Here is a 23,356-nt window from a genome sequence, read left to right as displayed (position 1 = left end):
ACTAACCTCCAATAGTAATCATACTTCTATTGTTAGAATGTTGTTTTGGGTCATTTAATTGCTCAAAACTATTCATTCCACCTCGTTTTGGTAATTTTTTATAAATGGCTTTTGCTATAAACTCTTCAATAGATTCTTGGTTTCTTAAAGCGGTTAAAATATCCGTTTCATTATTAGAAAATAGGCAGTTTTTAACTTTGCCGTTGGCTGTTAGCCGAATTCTATTACAACCATCACAAAAAGGATTACTCACAGAACTTATAATTCCGAATTCGCCGTTATGACCAGAAATTTTATAATCTCTAGATGTAAAGTTGTTTTCATTTTCAAGCTTTATCAAATTCTCAGCTCCAAAATGATTTGTGGTTTGTTCTAAGATATCTTGTTGTGTAACAAGTTTTGATTTATTCCAGTTATTACCATCAAAAGGCATAAATTCTATAAACCGAATTGAAATTGGCAACGCTTTCGTCAGCTCAATAAAATCAACAATTTCATTATCATTAAATCCTTTAATTAAAACAATGTTTAGCTTTACTTTAAAACCATTTTCAATTAACAAATGAATATTTTCGTAGGCTTTAGCAAATTGATTTCGTCTTGTGATGTGATTGAATTTTTCAGCATCTAAAGTATCTAAACTCACATTGATGTTTTTGAGTCTGTAAGTTTTAAAATCGTCAATAAATCGGTCAACTAAAATACCGTTAGTGGTAATGGAAAGTGTTGTTTTTAGAGAAGATAAACGCTTCAAAATGTCTCTAAAATCTTTCCTTACCAAAGGTTCGCCTCCTGTTAATCTAATCTTATCTACACCATTCGCCACAAACACTTTTGCAATTTCATAAACCTCTTCTGCATTCATTAAATGTTGTCTTGGTGTTAATTGCACACCTTCAGATGGCATACAATACGTACAACGTAAATTGCATTTTTCGGTCAACGAGATTCTAAGGTAGTTGTGTGTTCTACCTAAAGTATCTGTTAAAATGGCGTTTGGTTGTTGCATTATTAATGTTGCTGACCTTTTAGTATTTTAAAAACATGTGTTAAATGTGGAAACACAGCATCCATAGATTCTTTGGCGCCATTTGTTGAACCTGGTAATGCCAATATTAAACTGTCTCCAATAGTACCGCAAACACTTCTAGACAACATGGCATAAGGCATTCGGTCTTGTCCGTAACTTCTAATGGCTTCTTCTACACCAGGAATTCGTCGTTCTAAAATTGGCTCTAAAGCTTCAGGTGTAACGTCTCTGTACGATAAGCCTGTTCCACCTGTAAAGATGACTAGATTAGAGGTTTCAGAATACAGCATGGCTTTGTTTCTAATGGCTTCTATTTCATCAGGAATGATATCATAATTACTAATTTCAATGTCACTTTGCTTCAATTTTTCAATAATGGCTTTTCCTGCAAAATCTTCTTTTTTACCCTCGGAAATAGAATCTGAACACACAATAACACTCGCTTTTAATTGTGAACGATGCTTGGTTTTAAAACTACTTTTTCCACCGCGTTTTTCAACTAATCGTATGTTTCCTATTTCAATGTGTTTGTCAATTGGTTTCAACATATCGTACATGGTTAATGCCACAACCGAAGCGCCATGCATAGCTTCTACTTCCACACCAGTTTTATAAATGGTTTTTAAGGTTAAGCTGATTTTTACTTCTAAACCTTCAATTTTATAGGTAATTGCCGTGTATTCAATTGGTAACGGATGACAATCTGGAATCACATTGTGCGTGGTTTTTACAGCAAATAGACCAGCCGTTTTTGCCATCTCAAACACATTACCTTTTGGTACTGTATTATTTTGAAGCGCATCAATAGTTTCTTGCTTGCTCACTTTTACAGTGGCTTCTGCTGTTGCCACACGAAGTGTTTTGATTTTATGCGTAATATCTACCATTTTAATTATTTATTAACCTTCCATTGGTGCGATTCATCTTCAAAAATTTCCTTTCCAAATATGGGCACTTTCTTTTTTACAATATTGACTAAATACTCTGTAGCTGCATACACTTCTTTACTGTGTTTTGCCGAAACGAAAACGAAAAAACAGACTTCGCCAGCTTTAATTTCCCCCAAACTATGGTAAATATGCATGCATGTTAAGTTGAATGTCTTAAACGCTTTTTCTCTAATATCGTCTAAAATAGGATGCGCCATCTCTTCGTAACACGTAAAGTCTATTCCTGCAACGGTTTTATCATTTACAACGTCTGCTCGCACTTGCCCTAAAAAGATATTGTGCGCACCAATACTGTGCTTAGTTTGATGTTTTTCTATAGAATTGGCTATAAATGCTGGTGTAATTGGTCCGTTAATAAATACTTTTTTCATTGTTGATCTTTTGTTGCATTGAAATTACACCACCTTCAATATTTTTTACATTTTGAAATTGATGGTTTTTCAATAGTTTAATGGCTTCTAAACTGCGTTTTCCACTTTGGCAGTAAACCGCATAGTTTTCGTTTTTATTTAAATTTTTAATCTTCGATTCTAGAATTGATAAGGGAATCTGAAGACCATTTGAAAGTTCTAATTTTGGGGTTTCGTGCAATTCTCTAACATCTATACATATGACGTTCTGAGAAATAGCCTCATTTACACAAACGGCTTCTATTTTATGGGTTTTATATTCTGAATTAAAAAAGGCTTCATCAATACTTTTTGTTTCAGACTTTTTGAAATTGATACAATTCTGAGAATTATTTAAGGTGTTATAAACCAAAAGTTGTCCTGATAGAACGTCGCCTGTTTCTAAAATCATTTTTATAACTTCATTCGCTTGAAGCATCCCAATTAAACCAACAGTTGTTCCTAAAACACCAGCCGTTTCGCAATTGGATACTTTCGCTTTATCGTTTTTAAACAAACATCGATAGGTTGGTCCATTCTTATAATTGAATACCGAAACCTGACCTTCAAACCTATAAATAGAACCGTAAACAAAGGGTTTATTTGTAATTATACACGCATCATTAATTAAATAGCGCGTTTGTATACTGTCTGTGGCATCGATTATTATATCGTAGTTTCTAAAAAGCTCTAACGCATTCTCTCCAGACAAATAGTAATTATAAATTTCAATATTTACATTAGAATTTAAAGCTTTTAATTGTTGTTTTGCAACAACGACTTTTTGCTGAGTAATAGACGTTTCTGTATACAGAATTTGACGTTGCAAATTGGTTTCTTCAATGGTGTCTCCATCAATAATTCCGATGTGTTCAATGCCAGAAGCTGTTAAATACGGCAAAATTGCACAGCCCAAACCACCAGCGCCAACCACTAAAATTTTTGCGTCTTTTAGTTTTTGCTGACCTGTTGCACCAACTTGTGGTAATTGTATTTGTCTATTATATCTTTCCAAAATTAACCTCCTGCAAATGGTGGTAACAATGCAATTTCATCGTTATCACTTAATTTAATTGTACTATCTATGTCTACTAAATTTTGATTTAATGCTACAGAAACATCAAACGTCTTTAGGTTATACTTTTCATTTAAAAGCGCCAAACAATCTGAAATTTTTAAGTCTGAAACCGTAAGTTGTTCCTCACTGCATTTTGTAGCTTCGGCAATTGCGCCATAATATTTTATAACAGCCATATTACTTTTTTTTGTTAACCAAGTCTCTTGTAACCTGATTCATTTTTTCTACTTTTTCTTCAAAATTCCCTTTAATGGTTTTTCTAAACTCATTGAGATTAAGCACCATTTCGTTGATATCTTCCGGAATGACATCTTCTAAAAACTGTCTAATACGTTTTGCCGTAGTTGGCGATTTCCCGTTAGTAGAAATCGCAATTTTTACGTGTCCTTTGGTAACAATGCCACCTAAATAATAATCGCATTGGTCTGGTGTATCTGCAATATTTACCAATAAATATTTGGCTTTAGCTTCGCGATTTATTTGCAAATTCACATCGAGATTGTCGGTACAACCAATAACCATATGTCGCTTTTCTAAATCTGAAATATCGTAAGCTTTCTCAGTAAGTTTAACCGTTGAATGCTTACTTGCCAAATCTCTTAACTCTTGCATAAATTCTATAGAAATGACTTCTACATTCGCATTTGGGCTCGATTTTAAAAGAAAAGAGAGTTTCTCTAAACCAACATTTCCACCACCAACAATTAAGACATTGAGTTGGTCTACTTTTACAAATATTGGGTATAATTCGTTTCTTTCCATACTATGGATTTAAGTTTAAATTTTGATATATAAAATCGTCCTCTATAAACGATTCTTTAAAATAAGTCAATGCACTTTTATGACCATTAACCACATCGCCAATAATGATAATTGCAGGACTCGTTAGCTGTTTTTCTTCTACAATAGCTTCAATAGTATTTATAGTGCCAACACCGGAATTTTCATCCTTTTTTGTACCATCTTGAATAACTGCAATAGGCAAATTCTCACGATTGTTTTGCTTGTAAATTGAAACAATCTCAGCTAGTTTTCCCATTCCCATTAAAATTACAACCGTTGCTGAAGATTTAGCCGCGAATTTTACGTCTTCAGATAATTTTCTGTTGGATGTTGTGCCAGTAATAACCCAAAAACTTTCAGTAACGGTTCGTTGTGTTACAGGAATACCAATCGCAGCAGGAACAGCTATTGCAGACGTGATTCCTGGAATAATTGCGGTTCTAATGCCAAAGGTTTCTAAATAATCTGTTTCTTCTTTTCCTCTTCCAAAGACAAAAGGGTCGCCTCCTTTTAACCGAACGATATATTCATATTTTTCAGCGTATTCTACTAACAAATCATTGATTTCATCTTGCGAATAAGCATGTGCACCTTTTCGTTTACCAACAAACAATTTAACTGCATTTGGCGCATGTTCTAAAATAGATTCGTTTACCAAGGCGTCGTACAAAACAGCTTTTGCTTTTTTGAGTGCTTTAACTGCCTTTAGCGTTAGCAATTCTGGGTCTCCTGGTCCAGCGCCAACCAATACAACCTTAGGTCTTTTATTTGTGTGTTCTGTCATTATTTTAATTGGCTTAAAGCTGTTAATTCTTCTTTTGTATTTATGTTTTTTACGGCTATTTTATCTTCAGGTTTTATCTGAATGGTATTATAATCCGTCGTTTTTATAAGGTCTAAAAGTTTTAGTTTATTTTCTGAAATTGCAGTTTTAAAAAGAGACGTTACTTGTTTTGAATACATTCCGATTAATGGATAATCGCTTTCATCATCTTTTAAATAGGTAATTGAATGGTCTTGAAAATTATTCAACAAATAAGTATTTAAAACAGCGGTTTTTATATTCGGGATATCACAACTTAAAATCAGATTGAATTCGTTATCTGAATGATTTAATGCTGAATAAATGCCTCCAACAGGCCCTTTGTTTTCATAAATATCTGCAATTAACGGAAATCCAAATTGCTTATAATTTTCATTTTTTGTGACTAAAACTATAGTTTCACTTATTGGAAGAACAGCTTCAATAATATGTGTTACAAACGGTTTGTCTTCATACAAAACAAGTCCTTTTTCTTCTTGCATTCGCGAGCTTAATCCGCCACATAAAATATAAACTGATATGTTGTTTTTAGTGCTCATTTATATCAATGTCAGTTTAAAACAAGCTATTAATAATACAATGGCAAGTATGTTTCTTAAAACCGTATTCGGGATTTTATGACTACCATAAACGGCACCTAAAAAGCCTCCAACAAGTGCGATAGGAATTAATTTGAAGGATTCTACTGAAATGGAATGATTAAACGCATAACCAGAAATACCTGCAACGGAATTCACAAAAATAAAGAGTGCGGAAATTGCTGCAGCTTCTTTCATGTTTCCCCAACCTAAAAGGATGATAATTGGACTTAAAATAATGCCACCTCCTATACCAATCATTCCTGAGAATAAGCCAATAAAAAAACCAATTCCTAAGGCGAAAGGGGTTTTAAATTCAACTTTAGTGGTTCTACTTTCTTTAGAAGAAAACACGATTCTGAAAATTGCAACCAATAAAAAAACAGCTAAGATTATTTTATACACTTGCGCATCGATAGTGATATAGCCTCCTAAAAATGCAGCAGGAATAGATGCCACTGCAAAAGGGTAAAACAGTTTCCATTTAAAATGATTGTGCTTTTTAAAATACCAAAATGAGATTCCGGAAATGAATATATTTAAGATTAAAGCTGTCGGTTTTATATAGTCTACAGGAAATGAAAATGCTGCCATTAAAGCAATGTACCCACTTGCGCCTCCATGGCCAACACTTGCGTACAGAAATGCAATGCCAATTAAAGCAATAGAAAAAATGACCCATATTTCTGTTGGCATTATCGTCATAATTCTAATTTCTTGTATTCCTCTTCTAAAAAATTAATACAGTTTTGGTTTAAAGTTTCAAATTGAAGGATTAACGATTTTCCATAGTCAGTAACTTGAGTTCCTCCTCCATTTTTACCTCCAATATTTTTCACTAAAACCGGTTGTTCTGCTAGAGTTTCAATCTCATTGAGTAAATTCCACGCTTTTTTATAAGACATTTTTAACGCTTTTGCTGCCGCACTTATTGAGGCTGTTTCATCAACTTGCTTTAATAAATTTATACGTCCGAAACCAATAAATGGTTTGCCTTCTTTCTCAATCCAAAGTCTAGATTTAATCTCCATTATACGTCAAGTTTTATACATGTAACCTCATCTCCTATTTTAACCTCAGCAGTTTCTGATGAAACACAAATCAATACATTGCTCATTGCGTAGGTGTATAACATCGCTGAACTCTGACCTTGAAGCACCTCAACAAATTCGTCTTCTAAATTAGCTTTTAAAAACAGTGTTTTTTGAGATGGATTTTTTATCGCTGATTTACTTTTTGCTATTACTTTCTGTAAGTGATTATTTTTATAACCACACATTTTTCTTAGTAATGGAAGCGCATAAATATAGAAACAAGTCAACGCAGAAGCAGGATTTCCTGGTAATGCAAACACATAAGTGTCTCGTTTTTTGCCAAACCACAATGGTTTGCCTGGTTTTTGGTTGATTTTGTAAAACAACTCTTCTACATCATTTTCTAATAAAGCTTCTTTTACAAAATCGTAATCGCCAACTGAAATTCCACCAGAAACTAATAAAATATCGTTGGCATCTAAAGCATTTTTTATACTCGTTTTAGTTGCTTGGTAATCGTCTTTTACAGCGATAATTTCAATCTCTTTAATTCCTGCTTTTTGCAAGGCTGCTTTTAGCATTACGGAATTGCTTTCGTATATTTTTCCGATTTCTAAATCTGTTCCTGGTTGTTGTAATTCGTTACCAGTAACTAAAATTGCTACGCTTGGTGTTTTACAAACCGAAACCGTTGTTATACCCAAACAGGCTAAAAAACCTATAGCTGCTTCATTTAGTTTAGTTCTTTTTTTTAAAGCTAAATCTCCTATTTTAATTTGCTCGCCCGTTTTACGAATATTAGCAAATTTTGATGGCATTTTTTTAATATGAATAGATGCCTCTAAACGCTCAACATGCTCTTGCATAATAACCGTATCTGCGTTGTCTGGCACTAATGCGCCTGTGAAAATCCGAACAGCTTCCGTTGGTTTGAGGACATAATTAGTAGAATCTCCTGCTTTAGATTCGTCCACCACAGTATATGTTTCTTCTTTTGAAAATTGAATAGCATAACCATCCATTGCAGATTGTCTAAAGGGTGGCATGTTTATAGGCGAAAACACATCTTCAGACAAAACTGAATTTAATGCATCTTGAAGCTGTACTTTTTCAAAAGAAAATGCACTTGGAAAACTATCAATTATATCTAATGCTTGTTTAACTGAAATCATGTTAATTAGAGCGTTATATCTTACCAAACATAACGAATATTTTATATTTAAAGTACAGGTTACTCATATTTTTGTTAAAAAAAGATAACACCCTCTATATACTGAAATAAAACTAGTCACTTTTTAGAGAATTTGAACCTCCTATTAACTGAAAAAACGTACCGCTATTTAAAAATTTCAATGTTACATTCTTTAGTTGTATTACGCTACGTACAAGTGTTTTTACAAGAATTGAGCACGTTTATGATTGAATGAAGCAAGTTGAAATCACTGCAGACACTTATTTTTGAGCAAAGAAACTTAATAGTTAAAATATTATGAATAAACCCTCACTCTTTAAATTAATTGTATTAATAATTACTGGTATAAGTAGCCTTCAATTAAGTGCTCAAACCAATGGAACTTATACTAATGACGGTGGATCAGGAAATGGATTATGGACGTTAGACACAAACTGGACTGCTAGCACAATAGCAGATGCATCAGGAGAAGCAACTATTCAAACTGATGTTGCTTTAAATGGTATGACTGTCGTAGAAGTAGGGTCGGTTAATATTACCACTAACACTGCCCGCACATTTTCTAGTGGTACTTTGCAGCTAAATGGTTCATCTAGTGATTATATCATTAGGTCATGGCCTAGTAATGGAACGACCCTTGACTGTGATGTCATTATAAATGCCAATAACAAGCAATTTCTTATCAGAAATACAGTTAATTCAAAACTAATCTTCTCAGCTGGTTACACTTTAGATCTAGGAAGTAACAGAGTAGATATAAATAACCAATCAGCTAATCCTGTAGAAATTAATGGAAATGTGAGTGGAACGGGTAGTTTTCTTGTTGAAGATGCAGGTTCTAATGGAGGAATGATTTATGCAGCTTCTTCTGATTTTACAGGCTTTTCAGGTAATCATACGACCATTAACAATCCTATTATTTCAAATACTAACTCCGAAATTGTTAAAAGTGGGAAACAAATTCAAGTTAGAAATTCAGGGTCATTTACCGTAAACGTGGCAAATACAATTAATGGTAGTATTAGTAGACATAAAAATGGAATTGGTTTGGTTGGTACCGTAACGTTTAACGCCAATCAAGAAAGCATGGAACAGCTTAAAATTGATCGTGAAGAACTAGCATTAGACTTTGGTGCTGACGTTACATTGGTGCAATTTTCGTCTTATGATACTTCGCCTTCAACTGGAATTCATGGTAGAGTAGATTTAAGAAATTATTTTTCAGGTGTTCTTAGAATTGGAATTTCGGATACTGAAGTATCTCAATCCCTATTAGATACTTGGCTTATTGATGGCGTAGAACCAGCAGATGGTACCATAACGCAGGATGCATCAGGTTATATTAGAGTACCAAGAATTGCTTCGACTACAGCCAACCCTATTGATTGGGAAAACGGCTCTTCTTGGATAGGTGGAGTTGTTCCAACAGCTACAGATAATGTTATTATACAAGGCAATATTCAAATAAATACGGACGTGGTTGTTAATGATTTTGCAATTATAGAAGTTGGAGCAACAGAAAGAGTAAAAGTTGAAGCAGGACATTCTTTAACTATTAATGGAGACGCCATTACTAAAAACAACCTTTTTGCATATTCTACATCTACAAGTTTTGCTAGTTTAATTTTCAATGGAACTGTAAACGGTGATATTCGATATTATAGATATGTAAATGGAGTTTCAGATGGCAATGACCTCATCTCTTCTCCTGTTGATCAAAATTTTTCAACATTAGCTAATAATAATTCAGCTGAATTGGTTTCAAATACAGCACCTAATGAGAACCAAAAATTATTTGGTCCTTTTAATAATGTAAACGGTGTTTACGAAAACTGGGTAACAACTGATGGAGAAATTATAACACCAGGTGAAGGTTATAGAGCCGGAACTATCAATGGAAGCACCATTTATTTCAAAGGAACAGTGCCAGATTCTCCAGTAGCCAACGTGCCAGTTACACTTACAGATGGAGGAGATCCAACGTATGGCCCTTGGAACTTAATAGGAAATCCATATCCTTCATATTTAGATTTTGGTGTCTTTTGGACCGAAAACGAAAGTGTATTAAATGGTGGTAGTGGAGCTTACAAAGCAATTTACGGCTATGATGCAGATGATTCTGACGGCAGCAATTATACCATTTGGAATGCAATCAATACAACTTCTGATAAAATTACACCAAGTCAAGGATTTTATGTTAGAACAGTTTCAGGTGGAACTGTGACTTTCACTCCTGCGATGCGAACGCATGGAACTTCTGAAGATTTTATTGCTGGTAGATCGTCAACATTAAATCCTGTATTATCCGAATTGTTTTTATCTAATGGAGCAAATAATTATAACACAAAAATATACTTTGCTGAAAACCAAACACGTGGCTTAGACCCTGGATATGATGCCGGTACTTTTACAAATTCAACAAGCGGTATATACACTAATCTTGTCGAAAATCATGCAGGTGTAGAGTTCGCTATTCAGGTATTACCTTACGATGATTTTAATGACATAATAGTTCCTCTTGGCGTTAATAGTGAGTCTGGCACACAATTAACAATTGGTTTAAATACTGAAACCACAACAATCCCTTCAAATATTAACGTTTATCTTGAAGATAACGCTACCAATACCTGGACGTTATTGAATAATAGTGATTATGTATTTACACCATCTGATGAATTAAACGGAACTGGTAGATTCTATATCCATTATTCAACAAATGCACTATCCGTAGATGATAATTTGTTAAATGGTTTACAAATATATTCTAACCAATCATCTAAAACCCTAGTGATTAAAGGACAATTAAATTCTGAAACTTCAGCCGTATTATATGACATGCAAGGTCGATTAGTATTTCAAAATATTTTGAATGCGTCAGACACTACAAACACTATTAACGTTGGCAGCCTAAAAACAGGGGTTTATATAGTAGAGTTAATAAATGACACTCAAAACCGAACTCAAAAAATTATAATTAATTAAAATAGAACAGACTTCTAATTTTAAGACTAGTTCATAAAATAAAAACCGTAATATCTTGTTCATATTACGGTTTTTTCTATTATTTAGTTTTACTGAAAATTATTTAGTTCATGCAGACAAACCTCAAAGCACTATATTTAAACAAAATCAATATGTATCTAAAATCCATGAAAAGTTCATTTGCTCAAAATGTTGCCTTACTATTATTACTTACAGCTGTTTTCAGTTGTAAAAGTGAAGTAAAGCAAGACCTTAATAAAACAGATAAAATTAATCCTGTAGAAACACTTGCAATACCTGATGCTCCCGAAGGCATGGTATGGGTAGAACAAAAAACCTTTTTACAAGGTGCCAAAGATGCTGATCAATACGCCATGCCGAGAGAAAAACCAGCGCATTGGGTTACTGTTGATGGTTTTTTTATGGACATTACTGAAGTTACCAATAAGCAATTTAAAGCTTTTGTTGAAGCCACCAACTACGTTACTATTGCAGAACGTGAAATCGATTGGGAAGAAATGAAAAAAGAACTACCTCCAAATACACCAAAACCTCACGATTCTATTTTACAACCAGGTAGTTTAATTTTCAATAAAGATGTAAACGCCGTTGTAAATATGCAGAACTATGGCCAATGGTGGACATGGAAAACAGGAGCGGATTGGAAACACCCTGATGGCCCAGAATCAACTATTGAAGATAAAGATGATTACCCAGTAGTCCATGTAGCCTATGAAGATGCTTTAGCGTATTGCGAATGGGCAAATCGACGTCTGCCAACCGAAGCGGAATGGGAATCTGCTGCCCAAGGAAAAAACACAAACACCATATTTACGTGGGGAAATGATGCTGCTCAACTCGATGTGAATGCCAATACATGGCAAGGTGTTTTCCCTACAAGAAACGAATCCATAGATGGTTTTGAATTTATTTCACCTATAAAATCGTATCCACCAAATAGTATTGGACTTTACGATATGGCTGGAAATGTATGGGAAATAACCAGTGATTTTTTTAATGTAAATTATTATAACGAATTAGACAGCTCTAAGACTATTGAAAATCCTACAGGAGCTGAAAGACATTTTAACCCAGATAATCCTTATCAAGTAGAACACGTGATGAAAGGAGGCTCTTTTTTATGTCATGCCTCTTACTGCGCAAGCTTTAGAATATCAGCTAAAATGGGTGTTTCTGTAGATTCCGGATCCGATCATATGGGCTTTAGAACCGTAGCAACACCAGAGATGTTGAAGTCTGAAGATTAAAACGACTATTTCACATATAACACTAAAAAAAGGGAACGTTAGCTTTCCCTTTTTTTTATTATATAACATGATTTTTATAGCGCTTATGTCGTAAAGCGAAATCTACTGAAAGATTAGTCTATCACAGAAAAGCCTTTAGAAACTCTAGTAACTCTCATATAAAAAGCACCCCAATCTTCACCTTCTTCAGTGGTAAACCAAGCACTCATATCCGTTTCACCCTCAGTAAAGTTACCTGTAAAGCTTATCACTTTAGCATCTTTATCTACCGCTTTGGTTTGCTCCCATGCTCCAATTTTTACACCACCAGATTTGAAATTCATAGTTCTACCATCTGCAATAGCCTCGGTAGAAATAGTACCTGCCTTACCTTCAACAGTGGCATTAATGGCTAAATTAGCTTCAAAAGGCCATCTACTCAATTCAATAGTATAGGTTCCCGATTGCTCAAAGGCTACAGTAAACTCGCCTCCCATAGGGTTCTTTTTTGCTTCTCTAATAAAATTCTGATTCCATGGAATTTTAGAATCGTGTACATGGGTATCATGACAGGTTAATTCAATAGGATTCTGCTGATCTGACCCTAAAACTATAATAGGAAACTGGTTAAATTCTGTTGAAACAGAACTCCACCATTCGTTATAATATCCACGCATTTGCTCCACTTTCTCTGGGAACTGTGCGGCCAAGTCATGCTCTTGTCCTGGATCTTTAGACACATCATACAATTCCTTCCCGTTAACCAATCGCATTTTGTCTGCCATCACGGCACTTTTTCGCCATTTAATAGGGCTCTGTACACGTTGCGAATCAGTAATAAGATAATCTCTTCCAATGCTCTCTTCTTCACCTAAAATAAGTGATGAAATATCAGAACCATCGATTTCCTTTTGGCGTTCTGGTAATTCTAAATCACACAACGTGGCTAAGGTTGGTAAGATATCTAAATGCGCCGTAAGCGCCTTAACATCTCTTCCACCTTCAATATTTTTTCCAGGATACTTAATAAAAAATGGCACACGGTGTCCACCTTCATATTCACTGTTTTTTGTGCCTTTCATTCCTGCATTATAACCGTAAAGTTGCCCTTTAACTTTCTTATATCCTGAAGCCGTTCCGTTATCAGTCATAAATATAACAATGGTATTATCTGCGATGTTTAAGTCTTCTAATTTCTTCTGAAGTTTCGCGACATTATCATCCACGTTGGTAATCATTCCGTAGAATATTTTTTGAAACTCCGGAATGTCTAAATCTTTGTATTGGTTATAATAGTCCTCAGGAACATTATATGGTAAGTGTGGCGCATTTGTAGAGATATACGTAAAAAATAGTTTATCCTTATGCGTTTCAATATAATCTATAGCCTCATCAAACCATACGTCGGTACAATAACCTTCGTACTTTGTAGGCAAACCATTTTTAAAATAGGTATCATCAAAATAATCATTATCCCAATAATCTGGTGTTTGGCCTACTCCACCTCCACCATGAGTGATGGTGTATTCAAACCCTTTATCTTGAGGTCTAGAAGGATAAGTATCTCCTAAATGCCATTTTCCAAACATCGCGGTTTTGTAACCATTTTCTTGAAACACTTCGGCCATAGTCACCTCATCATCTCTTAGAATTGACACGCCACCTATGGTATGCCAAACGCCAACTCTATTAGCATATCTTCCGGTCATTAAACCAGATCTTGAAGGCGCACAAGTAGGCCCAACATGAAAATCGGTTAACCTTACCGATTCATCATGAAGTTGATCTAAAGCTGGTGTTTTCACCAAAGTGTTACCATGAGCACCAAGATCTCCATAACCTTGATCGTCTGTAATAATAACAATCACATTAGGCTGCTTTGTTGTTTTCTTAGTTACTGTTTTTGATGATTGAGATGTACATGAAAATGCAAATCCCATAAGTGCCATTAATACTATTATTTTTTTGTTCATTTCAATACTAGTTTTTGAAAGTCTATGGTGTTATTAAATTATTTTTAAGCGTTATTTAGTTATTCTGGAAGTTCTTTTTTCCATTCGTACCAAAGCTGTTTGAACTCATTAACACGTTGTTGATTCGCTATAGCGACATTATTGTTTTCCTTTGGATCTTTAGAAATTTGATAGAGTTCTTCTCTTTTTATTTTGTCGTTAAACAATAGTTTCCAATCGTCTTTTCTAACCGCTCCTTGTGCCCAATGATTGGTATTTTCTCTAGGGAAACGCCATTCCCAAAATAAGGGTTTTGTTCTTTTAAAACTATTGTTTTCTATAATTGAACTGATATCTTCTCCGTCAATAGCATAATCGTTTGGTAATTCGGTTTGCGCTAAACTGGCAAAGGTTGGCAATAAATCTACGGTTGAAAGCACACTGGTAGAATCTACCTTGTTTTCTTCAACATGATTTTTCCATTTAACAATAAAAGGCACTGCCACACCACCTTGAAAGATATCGACTTTCCGTCCTTTTAAACCTGCTGTAGAACCTGCTTCTTTAGAAGGTCCCCAACCCGCAGGTCCATTATCACTTGAAAAAATTATTAATGTATTCTCATCTAATCCTAGCTCTGAAATAGAGTCTAATAAACGCCCGATATGATAATCGGCATCCTTTAAAACCGCATAATAGGTTTCTTTGCTTGGCGATAAGCCTTTAAACGGTTTGCGCTGTGCCTCAGAAGGCCACAATGGTGTATGCGGATCTTTTAACCAAAGGTTCACAAACATCGGTTGCTTCCCTTTATTCTCCTTTATAAAATCTATGGTTTCGTCTACAGCTATTCTGCTTGAACTTTGCACCCAAAGGGTATCTTTATCCATAAATCGTGTGGTTGGCCATTTTTGATCGCCTTTCCAAGTGGGTCCGTTCCCGTTCCAAACTCTTGTTTCATCATAACCATAGTCTTTTGGTTCTGGTGCTGAAGGATCGCCATGAGGTTTACCACCACCTCCTAAATGCCATTTCCCAAAATGTGCTGTTTTATAACCTGCATTTTGTAAAGTTCGCGGTAGATAAACCGGAAGGGAATCGTTTAAATAATTTGGCATATGACGTTTGGCATTAACTTCGTTTCCTGCAAAGTGTGCATGAACACGATGTCTTGCCGGAAAATGGCCTGTTAAAACCGAAGCTCGACTTGGGGAACACACACCACTTGTCACATGAAACTGGGTGTATCGTGTGCCTTCAGCTGCCATTTTATCTAAATTTGGCGTTGCCACTTCTGTATTTCCGTACACACCTAGATCACCATAACCCCAATCATCCGCAAAAATAAAAATGATGTTGGGTCTTGCATCTTCTGTTTCTGCTATCGTTGCATTATCAGCTACAGTTGTCGTCTTCGTTTCATTACAAGAACTCAGAATGATGGCCACCCATAAAAGTGTGATATGTTTTAAATAACGCATTCTCATTTCGGTATTAATTTTCAAACGTTTCTTTTTTCTGTTCGTTACGTAATGCTGCAGCTAACTCCTTAACCTTTTCAGGGAATTGAGATGCTAAATTGGTGTTTTGTCCTATATCCTCTTTAAGATTGAAGAGTTGTACCGTATCCTTTGCAGTTGTAAAACGTTGCCCTTCTTTAAACCATTTTGGTATTCTGGTGTGGTAACCATCTTTATTATTTATGTATAACCAATCTCCTTTTCTAATCGCATATTTAGACGTCCAAGTATTATGAACAATAGTTTCTCTTACAGGTTCATCCGTATTGGTTAGCCATACATCAGAAAAATTGAAACTATCATGCTGAAACCCTTTTGGCAAATCACTTTTTGTAATAGATGCTAAGGTATTTAAAAGGTCTATTTGACTAAATAATTGCGTACTCTTGGTTCCTGCTTTAATATGATTGGGCCATTTTACAATAAAAGGCACATGATGACCACCTTCATAAACATCTCTTTTAACACCTCTAAAAGGATGCGAACTATCGTGGTCATAATTTTTAATACGGTCATAAGCATAGCGCTCTGACCCATTATCTGATGTAAAAATAACGATGGTATTATCATCGGCATTAATAGCTTTTAAGGCCTCTAAAATTTGTCCGACCGCATCGTCTGTTTGATATACAAAATCGCCATAAGGACCTGCATTACTTTTTCCTCTAAATGCTTCATTCGGAATTATTGGTGCATGTGGCGAAGGAAATGCCATATACAAAAAGAAAGGATCTTTGGCTTGTTCTTGATTTTTAATAAAAGTCACAGCCTTGGTCGTCACCGTTGGTAAAATCTTGTAAAAATCCCAATCTTCAACGGCAGGTCCTGGTCGTAATTCCCAATTGCCTTCTAGTGCAAAATCTTCTTTAGGATGTTGTAAGGTGCGTGTTGGTACTTCCGTTACTTTATCATTTTCTATCCACGTGTAAGGGGGGAAATTAATAGTACCATCACCAAAATAAGAATCAAAACCAATTGATAACGGTCCATTAGGAATGGATTTTCCCCAATCGTAAGCATGTGCTGGCCAAATTTCAACGTCTTTTTTGCCATGCTTCGCTTTTTCTTTTTCCGTAACCGCTTTATTTCTGATAGCTTCCCAGTTCCATCCCAAATGCCATTTTCCAATAGCTGCGGTATGATAACCGTTAGTGTTAAGAATATTTGGTAAGGTTACTTGGTTTTCTTTAAACACAGATTCGCCCATGGCATGTACAATATCATTGAAATCTCTCCAATGGTAACGACCCGATAATAAGGCATATCGACTTGGTGTACACACACCTGAAGAACTATGAGCCTCTGTCATTAAAAGTCCTTCTTTTGCTAATTGATCTAAATGAGGTGTTGGGATTTTAGACTGTGGATTTTGAATCGCTAAATCACCAAAACCCATATCATCAGCATAAAATATAATAATGTTGGGTTTATTAACTTGAGTCGTTGGTTTTGTATGTTCTCGACAAGCCGTTAAGCACACCAACAGTATCATATAAAAGTAGGCGCTCGTCTTCATGGTTTTAGCTTTCTTTTTTCCAGTCAATGGTGGCTTTCTTATTTTCTAAATCGACCCAAATACTAGCATGCTCGTAATTTCGGGTTAAAACCCAACCTTTAACTTGCATCTCATCTAAAGGCTTACCTAAAGGTTTATCAAACTCAGGGTACCATTGAAGTGATCCCATACTTAAGCGATAGCCCCAATTATAACTAATATAAGAATGTTTTTGTGCACCGGCTAAAAAAGAAGCTAATGCGAAAGTTAGATGCTTTTTAGATATTTCTTCTTTTTCCTTTTCAGATTTAGCCATAAATTTTTTGCTTAACCACGCATTTTCTGGCCATGTCTTAAACACCACAATTTTTCCACTTTTACCTGCTTTTTCCATTTCTTGAATATCCTTAAGCATACTTTCTTTGGATTTGCTATTAAAATATCCAAAATGCTCAATCATTATGGCATCGGTATAATCTGGAAAATCATTTTCGCTATTTCTAACAGGCGTAGAACGAATACCATTATAAACGATTAATTTATCATTACCAATTTTAGCTCTCGTTTCTTTAATTAGATCTTTTAAGCCTTGTTGAATTGAGTCAAATTTTTCAGTTCCCCACAATTTTTTATTTCCAGGATTGGTCACTTGGACTAAACCGTCAAAGAAAACACCATCTATATTTTCATTATTCAAATTGTCTTTAGCGACATCAGACCACCAATTTCTAACCTCAGGATTAGACAAATCATATCGTTTAATTCTTTCGTTTTTTAAGTCTAACTCTCCAGTTTTTGTTTTAAGCCACCAATCAGATTTTGTTTGATAATCTTCATGCGCTTTATACATCTTATAATCCAAAAATGCATTCCAATAAAACACCACTTTCATGTCTGGATTAAGCGCTTTTAACACTTTTGCATCTGCCGCAATAGTTTCTTCAGAATATTTGTATTTTGGAAAGCCATGAGCCTTTTCTAATACTGTAAAATTGGAATGCAAAGCAATAAATTTGGCTTCCTTTTTAGTTAAAAGATCCCCTTTTTTTCCAAAGTGAAATGCAACAGGAACCTTATCCCAACTAAATTCTGGATAATGCTTATCGTCTTGAGAAAAGGCTGTTTGAATTAAAAACAAACCAATTAAAAACAAACTTTTATGTAGAAATGGGAGCTTCATGTTATTCCTATTACTTGATTGGTAAAATCTTAATCGATTTTAAACTTGATGTTTGTACATCACCTTCAACTAAAGACGTCTTTATGATATGATTTCCTGCTGTTTTAAACTCTAATATCCCCATTCTGCGGTACGCGTATTTATCAGTAGCCGCTTGTTGATTTTGAACCTTGACACCCTCATCTGTTGTGGTTTTCCAAACTAAACGTCCTTTACCTTTATACTCTAAATCTAGATAATAATAGCCAGGTTCTTGAACATTTACGTCCCAACAAACCATACCATTTTCTTCCCAATTACTGACTTGATTAGCATGTTTCCATTCGCCAAATTTTTCCATCCAGCGTACGTTTTTTTGCTCTGCACCTTCTACTATACCAAACTCTGTTAACAACCTTGTTGGAACATTTGGATAAATCCCTAAATGGGTTTCTACAACTGCTGATTTATCCTTAAGTTCTACTTCTATTACTGAAATTAATTCTTCTGGCGCTTTAAATGGCACATTAATTACCAACCAATCGTTTTCCATTTCATAGGTTAAAGCACTGCTTTTATTACCATCTAAAAGTGAGATTTTCTTCACTTTAGATTTTAAACCTGGCAAATATAATTTACCATTTGTAGGCCACTGCCCTACAGATAAATAAAGCGACTTATCATTTGTTGTAACATCTCCCCATGGTAAAGCATAACCCCAAGGCGAACTTCCGGCATCATACACAACTTGTGGATATTTTTGTATCCAACGCCCAGATTCTTGTAAAAACTCGATACCTATATTGGGAATCGCACCATTACTATCTGGACCCACATTAAATAAATAAGATCCTCCACGAGCGACTGTTTCAATAACACGACCTAAAATTTTCTTTGGGCTTTTAAAGTTGTTATCATACCAGGCATATGACCAAGAATCGTTATTGGTATCACAAGTTTCCCAAAGTCCTTCTACATTACGCGTTGGCACTTCCATATCTCCAATACTAGCATAGTCTCCCATACCATAACCTACACGACTACACATCATCGCATTAGGTTGTAATTCTCTTACCATATCTGCTAATTCTACCACATACTGTTTTGGCATATCACCAGGCGTATCAAACCAAACGAAGTCTATGTCTCCATAATTAGTACATATTTCTTTTACTTGAGGTTTACACTTATTATAAAAATAATCCTTGAAATCTACTTTATTTCCGTTTTCATCGACTTCTGGACCTCTAGTTCCTCCTGGTGCCGTCCAATCTTGATTATGAGAATAATAGAACCCGAACCCAAGGCCTAATTCTTTACAAGCCGCAGATAACTCATGCATTGGATCTCTACCAAATGGAGTAGCGTCTACAATGTTAAAATCACTAGCTTCAGAGTCGAACATAGCGAACCCTTCATGATGTTTACTGGTGATAATAATATATTTCATACCCGCATCCTTAGCCAATTGTGCTATTTGTTTAGCATCAAATTCCACAGGGTTAAAGGTTTTAGCCGTTTCCTTATATTTTTCTGGTGCGATATTGGCCACACGCTTGCTCATTAACCATTCGCCAATGCCATAATAGGTTTTGTCTTCCCATACACCACCAAGATTTGAAAATAAACCCCAATGAATAAACATACCGTAGTTACCTTCATCAAACAACTTTGCTTTCCCACTTTTTAAAGCATCACCAGAAACTGTAGTTTCTCCCCACATTTCTTCCATTCCCTTTTTGTTTTTGTCTTGAGAATGAATATTTGTAATACCTATAAGTATTACCAAAACGGAAAAAATTAAATGTCTATTCTTAATCATATGCCTATTATTTTAATTCTTTTGACCTGAGGTTCAATCAATTAATACTTTTAGATTACAATCTATATCTTAAACCAATTTTCCAAGTTGGAGTTCGGGTGTAATAAGACGTAAAATTTTGCGGATCGTCACCAATATATCTTCGAGTGTCTTCTCCGGTAAGATTACTTACACCTGCACTTGCTTGTAAGCCTTTTATAATGTTATATTTTAAATTGATTCCTAGAAGTGTAGTACCTTCAGTATAATGTGCTTCATCTGCACGTGAAGAACCTATTCCTCCTAAATTACTTAAATAATTACTTCTATGAGCAACGGTAAATCTCAAGGAGAAACCATATTTTTCATAATAAGCAACAGTATTAAAATTATGTTTTGAAGTCCCTGGAAATCCATTAGTGGCATCACCAACGGCTCCATCAAAATTACTTTCAACAAAAGAATAATTGGCTCTTACTCCGAATCCACTTAAAAATCCTGGCAAGAATGTAAAATGCTGATTAAACCCTAATTCAAATCCATAAAGTTGCGCATCAGTTATATTAACAGGTGTAGAAATATCAAATAATAAATCTTGTTGAATAGCTGGTAATTCTACTCCCAATGCTTCTACACCAGGATAGGCTTGGTCATTTAGAGTTTGCCTTCCAATATAATTTTTAATATCCTTGTAAAAGATACTGGCAATAACGGCACCTCCATTTTTACTATATAATTCAAAGGTGGTATCATACATCCAAGCGGAGTAAGGCTTCAATTCTGGATTCCCAGAAGTAATAGTACCTCTGTATAAACTTGTTCCTAAATTAGGTTCGTAATCGGGTGAACTGGGATCAAATATAGCAGATTGAGGATCTAAATACTCCACCTCATTACTTGGCATCATATCTCTATATTTTGGTCGTGATGCACCTTTGGCAGCACTTAATCTTATATTAAAGTTTCTTTTTAATTTAAAATTAGCATTAAAACTAGGTAGTACGTCCCATCTTGAGTTTTCTACCTCATGATATAATGCACCATTGACCACATTGCTAGTTTCAGCAATAGGATCAAATACTTCTACTCCAGTAAAACCTCTAGACTCATTTATTGTATTAATGGCTCTCACACCAAAATTTAAAATTACAGGCACATTTCCTAAATTTGCTCTGGCATCAACTTGCCCATAAGCAGAATAACTTTTTTCTATAGCTCCATAAGATTTTGCAGGATTAAATTGTAGGTCATCAACATTAGAGACGATTTCATCCATTGGTGTATCAAAATTAAAAACGCTTCCACCATCTAAATTATTATAGCCTGGAGTTAAATCTAATACCGCATTTCCAGGAATATTAATCCATTGATCTAAGCCTGTTCCTCCACCTAAAAAATTACCTGGAACATAATAATTATCAATAGAAATAAGATCTGTAAATTGCTGTTGTTGTGCGTCTGTATAGTCACCATATATATCATCTGCATTTGCTTGAGCTTCTCTTGCTTCAAAATCCGTTATTGCTGCTCTAGCTCCTAGAGTAACTTTTGCTTTTTTATTTAATTCATACTCTAAATCTAATCTTGATGCATAATTATAGCCTTTGGTTCTAATATGACGCTTTGCTGCCGATATTAGAGAAAATTGAGTTGGGTCTAAAATTTCATCTGGTATTCCATATTGAGGAAGATCTCCTCTTAAATCCAAGCTAAAAACACTGTTATCATAATCTTGACCTCGCAATCTAGACGTTATTTGGGTTAAATTTTGGAAAAAATCTAAATTAGAATATGACATATCAAAACTAAGATTCCACTTATCTGATTCCGTATATTTAGTGTTTAATCCGATAATATTATTTGTAGTGTTATTATTATAAAATTGATTTTTGTTTTGGATATTTACTCTTGAATTCTCCGCACCAGCGGCATCGATAAAGGCTAAATTATTACCATTAAAAATAAGACTTCCTGGTGTAAAGAAATTTTGCGAGCCTAACAAACCATTATTGTTACCACCTGCGGCCATTGACATTTGAAATTGTTGTCTATCTGAAGCGGCTCTTAATCGTGTTAAAGTATAATCTAATAAAAATTCTAATTTCTCGGTTGGCTTATATTGAATTGCTGTTGAGATCGCCAATTGTTCTCTACTATCGTTTCTTAAAACATTATTAAGTGTTGCTGGGACTAAAATATCTTCGTAAATATTTTCACCAGCTTCAAAAGCACCGTTGCTATCAGTATCTTCATAAAACGTTACATTTCTATACCCTCGCATACCTGCTTCTTCACGTTGCCTAAAATCATCTGCATACACTATGGAAACAGCAGCACCTAAATTATCGCTTATTTTTCCACCAAATACTCCTGAATATCTTTGATCAAAATCTATATTCTCAAAATCCGCTTCACTATCTCCTCTTAAATTAACACTAGCAAAATATTTTTTACCCTTTTTATACCTTTTATCTAAAGGTCTTAAGGTTTGAAAATCCACAGAGCCTCCTATAGCTGTTGATAACTCTTTGGCTTGAGTAGTTTTATGAATTCGTGCTCCATTTATAATTTCGGTCGGTATAACGTTTAAGTTAAATTTACGAAAATCTGATTTACCTTCATTTCCTGCCGAGATTGGCGAACGCCCATTCATTGTAATTTGAACAAATTGTGGACCAATACCTCTAATAGAAACCCGATCACCAGATACACCATCGTCGTTACGTTCTATTTGCACACCTGCAACTCGTTGCAAGGCATCTGTTATGTTACTATCTGAAAAACTCCCAATATCTTCAGGTGTTATAGCCTCAATAACCGTTGTCGCATCACGCTTTTCCTTAACGGCCCTTAATTGTGAACTCCTTATACCTACATTAAGGACGACTTCATCTAAAGCCTCAGAATCCACTTCCATCTGAACATTAATTACACTTTTACCGCTTGAAGAAATTTCTACTGTTTTATAACCTAAATAATGAAACTCAAGAATGGCATTTGAATTTTTTAATGTAATAGAATATTCACCATCCATATTAGACATGACACCATTTTTAGTCCCTTTTTCAATAACACTTGCTCCTGGCAATGGTACATTCTCCTTATCTGTGATTTTACCTGTTATTTCTTTGTCTTGAGCAAAACCAAATGCACACTGCATTACTAATATTAAAAACAATAAACCTTTAAAATTATTTTTTTTCATGACGTGATAAGTTAGTTTGTATGACTACAAATATGTACCAATTAACGTTAATCAACTTGCTCAGTTCGTTTTTAAATTTTCTCAAATCAATCAAAACCCTTCCTACCTATACCTTTCAACAAATTTGAAATTTTACAG

19 protein-coding genes are annotated in these 23,356 nt (G+C 34.8%); 2 read left to right on the top strand and 17 right to left on the bottom strand.

Annotated elements, in window-relative coordinates:
* Position 1: 1 nt before the first annotated feature.
* The 11 genes from moaA to glp are packed head-to-tail and all read right to left on the bottom strand — an operon-like array spanning position 2 to position 7,837.
* The gene (moaA, locus tag Q0891_RS01410; RefSeq protein ID WP_299098276.1) at positions 2-1,009 is read right to left on the bottom strand and encodes a GTP 3',8-cyclase MoaA; all 1,008 of its coding nucleotides are present in this window, start codon (positions 1,007-1,009) and stop codon (positions 2-4) included.
* A gap of 2 nt (positions 1,010-1,011) precedes the next feature.
* Positions 1,012-1,917: a bifunctional molybdenum cofactor biosynthesis protein MoaC/MoaB gene (gene moaCB, locus Q0891_RS01405; RefSeq protein ID WP_299098275.1), complete on the bottom strand. Its 906-nt coding sequence runs from the start codon at positions 1,915-1,917 to the stop codon at positions 1,012-1,014.
* Between the two features lie 5 nt (positions 1,918-1,922).
* Positions 1,923-2,351, bottom strand: coding sequence for a molybdenum cofactor biosynthesis protein MoaE (locus Q0891_RS01400; RefSeq protein ID WP_299098274.1), 429 nt, complete (start codon positions 2,349-2,351; stop codon positions 1,923-1,925).
* Positions 2,332-3,384: a HesA/MoeB/ThiF family protein gene (locus Q0891_RS01395; protein WP_299098273.1), complete on the bottom strand. Its 1,053-nt coding sequence runs from the start codon at positions 3,382-3,384 to the stop codon at positions 2,332-2,334. The genes Q0891_RS01400 and Q0891_RS01395 overlap by 20 nt, the downstream gene beginning before the upstream one ends.
* 2 nt (positions 3,385-3,386) lie before the next feature.
* The gene (locus Q0891_RS01390) at positions 3,387-3,623 is read right to left on the bottom strand and encodes a MoaD/ThiS family protein (RefSeq protein WP_299098272.1); all 237 of its coding nucleotides are present in this window, start codon (positions 3,621-3,623) and stop codon (positions 3,387-3,389) included.
* A gap of 1 nt (position 3,624) precedes the next feature.
* Positions 3,625-4,209 (bottom strand): bifunctional precorrin-2 dehydrogenase/sirohydrochlorin ferrochelatase, encoded by a 585-nt coding sequence (locus tag Q0891_RS01385; protein ID WP_299098271.1) that lies wholly within the window; start codon positions 4,207-4,209, stop codon positions 3,625-3,627.
* A gap of 1 nt (position 4,210) precedes the next feature.
* Positions 4,211-5,014, bottom strand: a complete 804-nt coding sequence (gene cobA / locus Q0891_RS01380) for a uroporphyrinogen-III C-methyltransferase (protein ID WP_299098270.1) — start codon at positions 5,012-5,014, stop codon at positions 4,211-4,213.
* Complete coding sequence (locus tag Q0891_RS01375) at positions 5,014-5,592, bottom strand: molybdenum cofactor guanylyltransferase (protein ID WP_299098269.1); 579 nt, start codon at positions 5,590-5,592, stop codon at positions 5,014-5,016. Before Q0891_RS01375 ends, cobA begins: the two co-directional genes overlap by 1 nt.
* Positions 5,593-6,327 carry a sulfite exporter TauE/SafE family protein gene (locus tag Q0891_RS01370; RefSeq protein ID WP_367179552.1) on the bottom strand — a complete coding sequence of 245 codons (735 nt, stop codon included), beginning with the start codon at positions 6,325-6,327 and terminating at the stop codon, positions 5,593-5,595.
* Between the two features lie 5 nt (positions 6,328-6,332).
* Positions 6,333-6,662 (bottom strand): winged helix-turn-helix domain-containing protein, encoded by a 330-nt coding sequence (locus Q0891_RS01365; RefSeq protein WP_299098267.1) that lies wholly within the window; start codon positions 6,660-6,662, stop codon positions 6,333-6,335.
* Positions 6,662-7,837, bottom strand: coding sequence for a gephyrin-like molybdotransferase Glp (gene glp / locus Q0891_RS01360; protein ID WP_299098266.1), 1,176 nt, complete (start codon positions 7,835-7,837; stop codon positions 6,662-6,664). The genes Q0891_RS01365 and glp overlap by 1 nt, the downstream gene beginning before the upstream one ends.
* 317 nt (positions 7,838-8,154) lie before the next feature.
* On the opposite strand from glp, the gene Q0891_RS01355 reads away from it, so the two are divergent.
* Positions 8,155-10,839 (top strand): T9SS type A sorting domain-containing protein, encoded by a 2,685-nt coding sequence (locus Q0891_RS01355; protein WP_299098265.1) that lies wholly within the window; start codon positions 8,155-8,157, stop codon positions 10,837-10,839.
* Positions 10,840-11,006: 167 nt separating this feature from the next.
* The gene (locus tag Q0891_RS01350) at positions 11,007-12,107 is read left to right on the top strand and encodes a formylglycine-generating enzyme family protein (RefSeq protein ID WP_299098264.1); all 1,101 of its coding nucleotides are present in this window, start codon (positions 11,007-11,009) and stop codon (positions 12,105-12,107) included.
* A 113-nt stretch (positions 12,108-12,220) separates the two neighbouring features.
* Here the strand turns inward: Q0891_RS01350 and Q0891_RS01345 are convergent, their stop codons facing one another.
* The 6 genes from Q0891_RS01345 to Q0891_RS01320 are packed head-to-tail and all read right to left on the bottom strand — an operon-like array spanning position 12,221 to position 23,218.
* A complete protein-coding gene (locus Q0891_RS01345; RefSeq protein ID WP_299098263.1) occupies positions 12,221-14,059 on the bottom strand; it encodes an arylsulfatase in 1,839 nt (612 codons plus the stop codon).
* Between the two features lie 59 nt (positions 14,060-14,118).
* Positions 14,119-15,543, bottom strand: a complete 1,425-nt coding sequence (locus tag Q0891_RS01340; protein WP_299098262.1) for a sulfatase-like hydrolase/transferase — start codon at positions 15,541-15,543, stop codon at positions 14,119-14,121.
* The gene (locus tag Q0891_RS01335) at positions 15,533-17,074 is read right to left on the bottom strand and encodes an arylsulfatase (protein WP_299098261.1); all 1,542 of its coding nucleotides are present in this window, start codon (positions 17,072-17,074) and stop codon (positions 15,533-15,535) included. Before Q0891_RS01335 ends, Q0891_RS01340 begins: the two co-directional genes overlap by 11 nt.
* Positions 17,075-17,078: 4 nt before the next feature.
* Positions 17,079-18,233, bottom strand: a complete 1,155-nt coding sequence (locus Q0891_RS01330; protein WP_299098260.1) for a putative glycoside hydrolase — start codon at positions 18,231-18,233, stop codon at positions 17,079-17,081.
* Between the two features lie 10 nt (positions 18,234-18,243).
* Positions 18,244-20,034, bottom strand: a complete 1,791-nt coding sequence (locus tag Q0891_RS01325) for an alpha-L-fucosidase (RefSeq protein ID WP_299098259.1) — start codon at positions 20,032-20,034, stop codon at positions 18,244-18,246.
* 55 nt (positions 20,035-20,089) lie between these two features.
* Entirely contained in the window at positions 20,090-23,218 is a 3,129-nt protein-coding gene (locus Q0891_RS01320) for a TonB-dependent receptor (protein WP_299098258.1), read from the bottom strand.
* Positions 23,219-23,356 lie beyond the last annotated feature (138 nt).

Origin of the sequence: uncultured Winogradskyella sp., from assembly GCF_947498005.1 — a bacterium.
Classification (GTDB): Bacteria; Bacteroidota; Bacteroidia; order Flavobacteriales; family Flavobacteriaceae; genus Winogradskyella.
The sequence above is the reverse complement of the archived record's forward strand: the minus strand, read 5'-3'. Positions and strand labels throughout refer to the sequence as shown.

Coding starts and splice junctions, on each gene's coding strand:
- moaA (WP_299098276.1), bottom strand. CDS start 1,009: ATGCAACAACCAAACGCCATTTTAACAGATACTTTAGGTAGAACACAC.
- moaCB (WP_299098275.1), bottom strand. CDS start 1,917: ATGGTAGATATTACGCATAAAATCAAAACACTTCGTGTGGCAACAGCA.
- Q0891_RS01400 (WP_299098274.1), bottom strand. CDS start 2,351: ATGAAAAAAGTATTTATTAACGGACCAATTACACCAGCATTTATAGCC.
- Q0891_RS01390 (WP_299098272.1), bottom strand. CDS start 3,623: ATGGCTGTTATAAAATATTATGGCGCAATTGCCGAAGCTACAAAATGC.
- Q0891_RS01385 (WP_299098271.1), bottom strand. CDS start 4,209: ATGGAAAGAAACGAATTATACCCAATATTTGTAAAAGTAGACCAACTC.
- cobA (WP_299098270.1), bottom strand. CDS start 5,014: ATGACAGAACACACAAATAAAAGACCTAAGGTTGTATTGGTTGGCGCT.
- Q0891_RS01375 (WP_299098269.1), bottom strand. CDS start 5,592: ATGAGCACTAAAAACAACATATCAGTTTATATTTTATGTGGCGGATTA.
- Q0891_RS01370 (WP_367179552.1), bottom strand. CDS start 6,327: ATGCCAACAGAAATATGGGTCATTTTTTCTATTGCTTTAATTGGCATT.
- Q0891_RS01365 (WP_299098267.1), bottom strand. CDS start 6,662: ATGGAGATTAAATCTAGACTTTGGATTGAGAAAGAAGGCAAACCATTT.
- glp (WP_299098266.1), bottom strand. CDS start 7,837: ATGATTTCAGTTAAACAAGCATTAGATATAATTGATAGTTTTCCAAGT.
- Q0891_RS01355 (WP_299098265.1), top strand. CDS start 8,155: ATGAATAAACCCTCACTCTTTAAATTAATTGTATTAATAATTACTGGT.
- Q0891_RS01350 (WP_299098264.1), top strand. CDS start 11,007: ATGAAAAGTTCATTTGCTCAAAATGTTGCCTTACTATTATTACTTACA.
- Q0891_RS01345 (WP_299098263.1), bottom strand. CDS start 14,059: ATGAACAAAAAAATAATAGTATTAATGGCACTTATGGGATTTGCATTT.
- Q0891_RS01335 (WP_299098261.1), bottom strand. CDS start 17,074: ATGAAGACGAGCGCCTACTTTTATATGATACTGTTGGTGTGCTTAACG.
- Q0891_RS01330 (WP_299098260.1), bottom strand. CDS start 18,233: ATGAAGCTCCCATTTCTACATAAAAGTTTGTTTTTAATTGGTTTGTTT.
- Q0891_RS01325 (WP_299098259.1), bottom strand. CDS start 20,034: ATGATTAAGAATAGACATTTAATTTTTTCCGTTTTGGTAATACTTATA.
- Q0891_RS01320 (WP_299098258.1), bottom strand. CDS start 23,218: ATGAAAAAAAATAATTTTAAAGGTTTATTGTTTTTAATATTAGTAATG.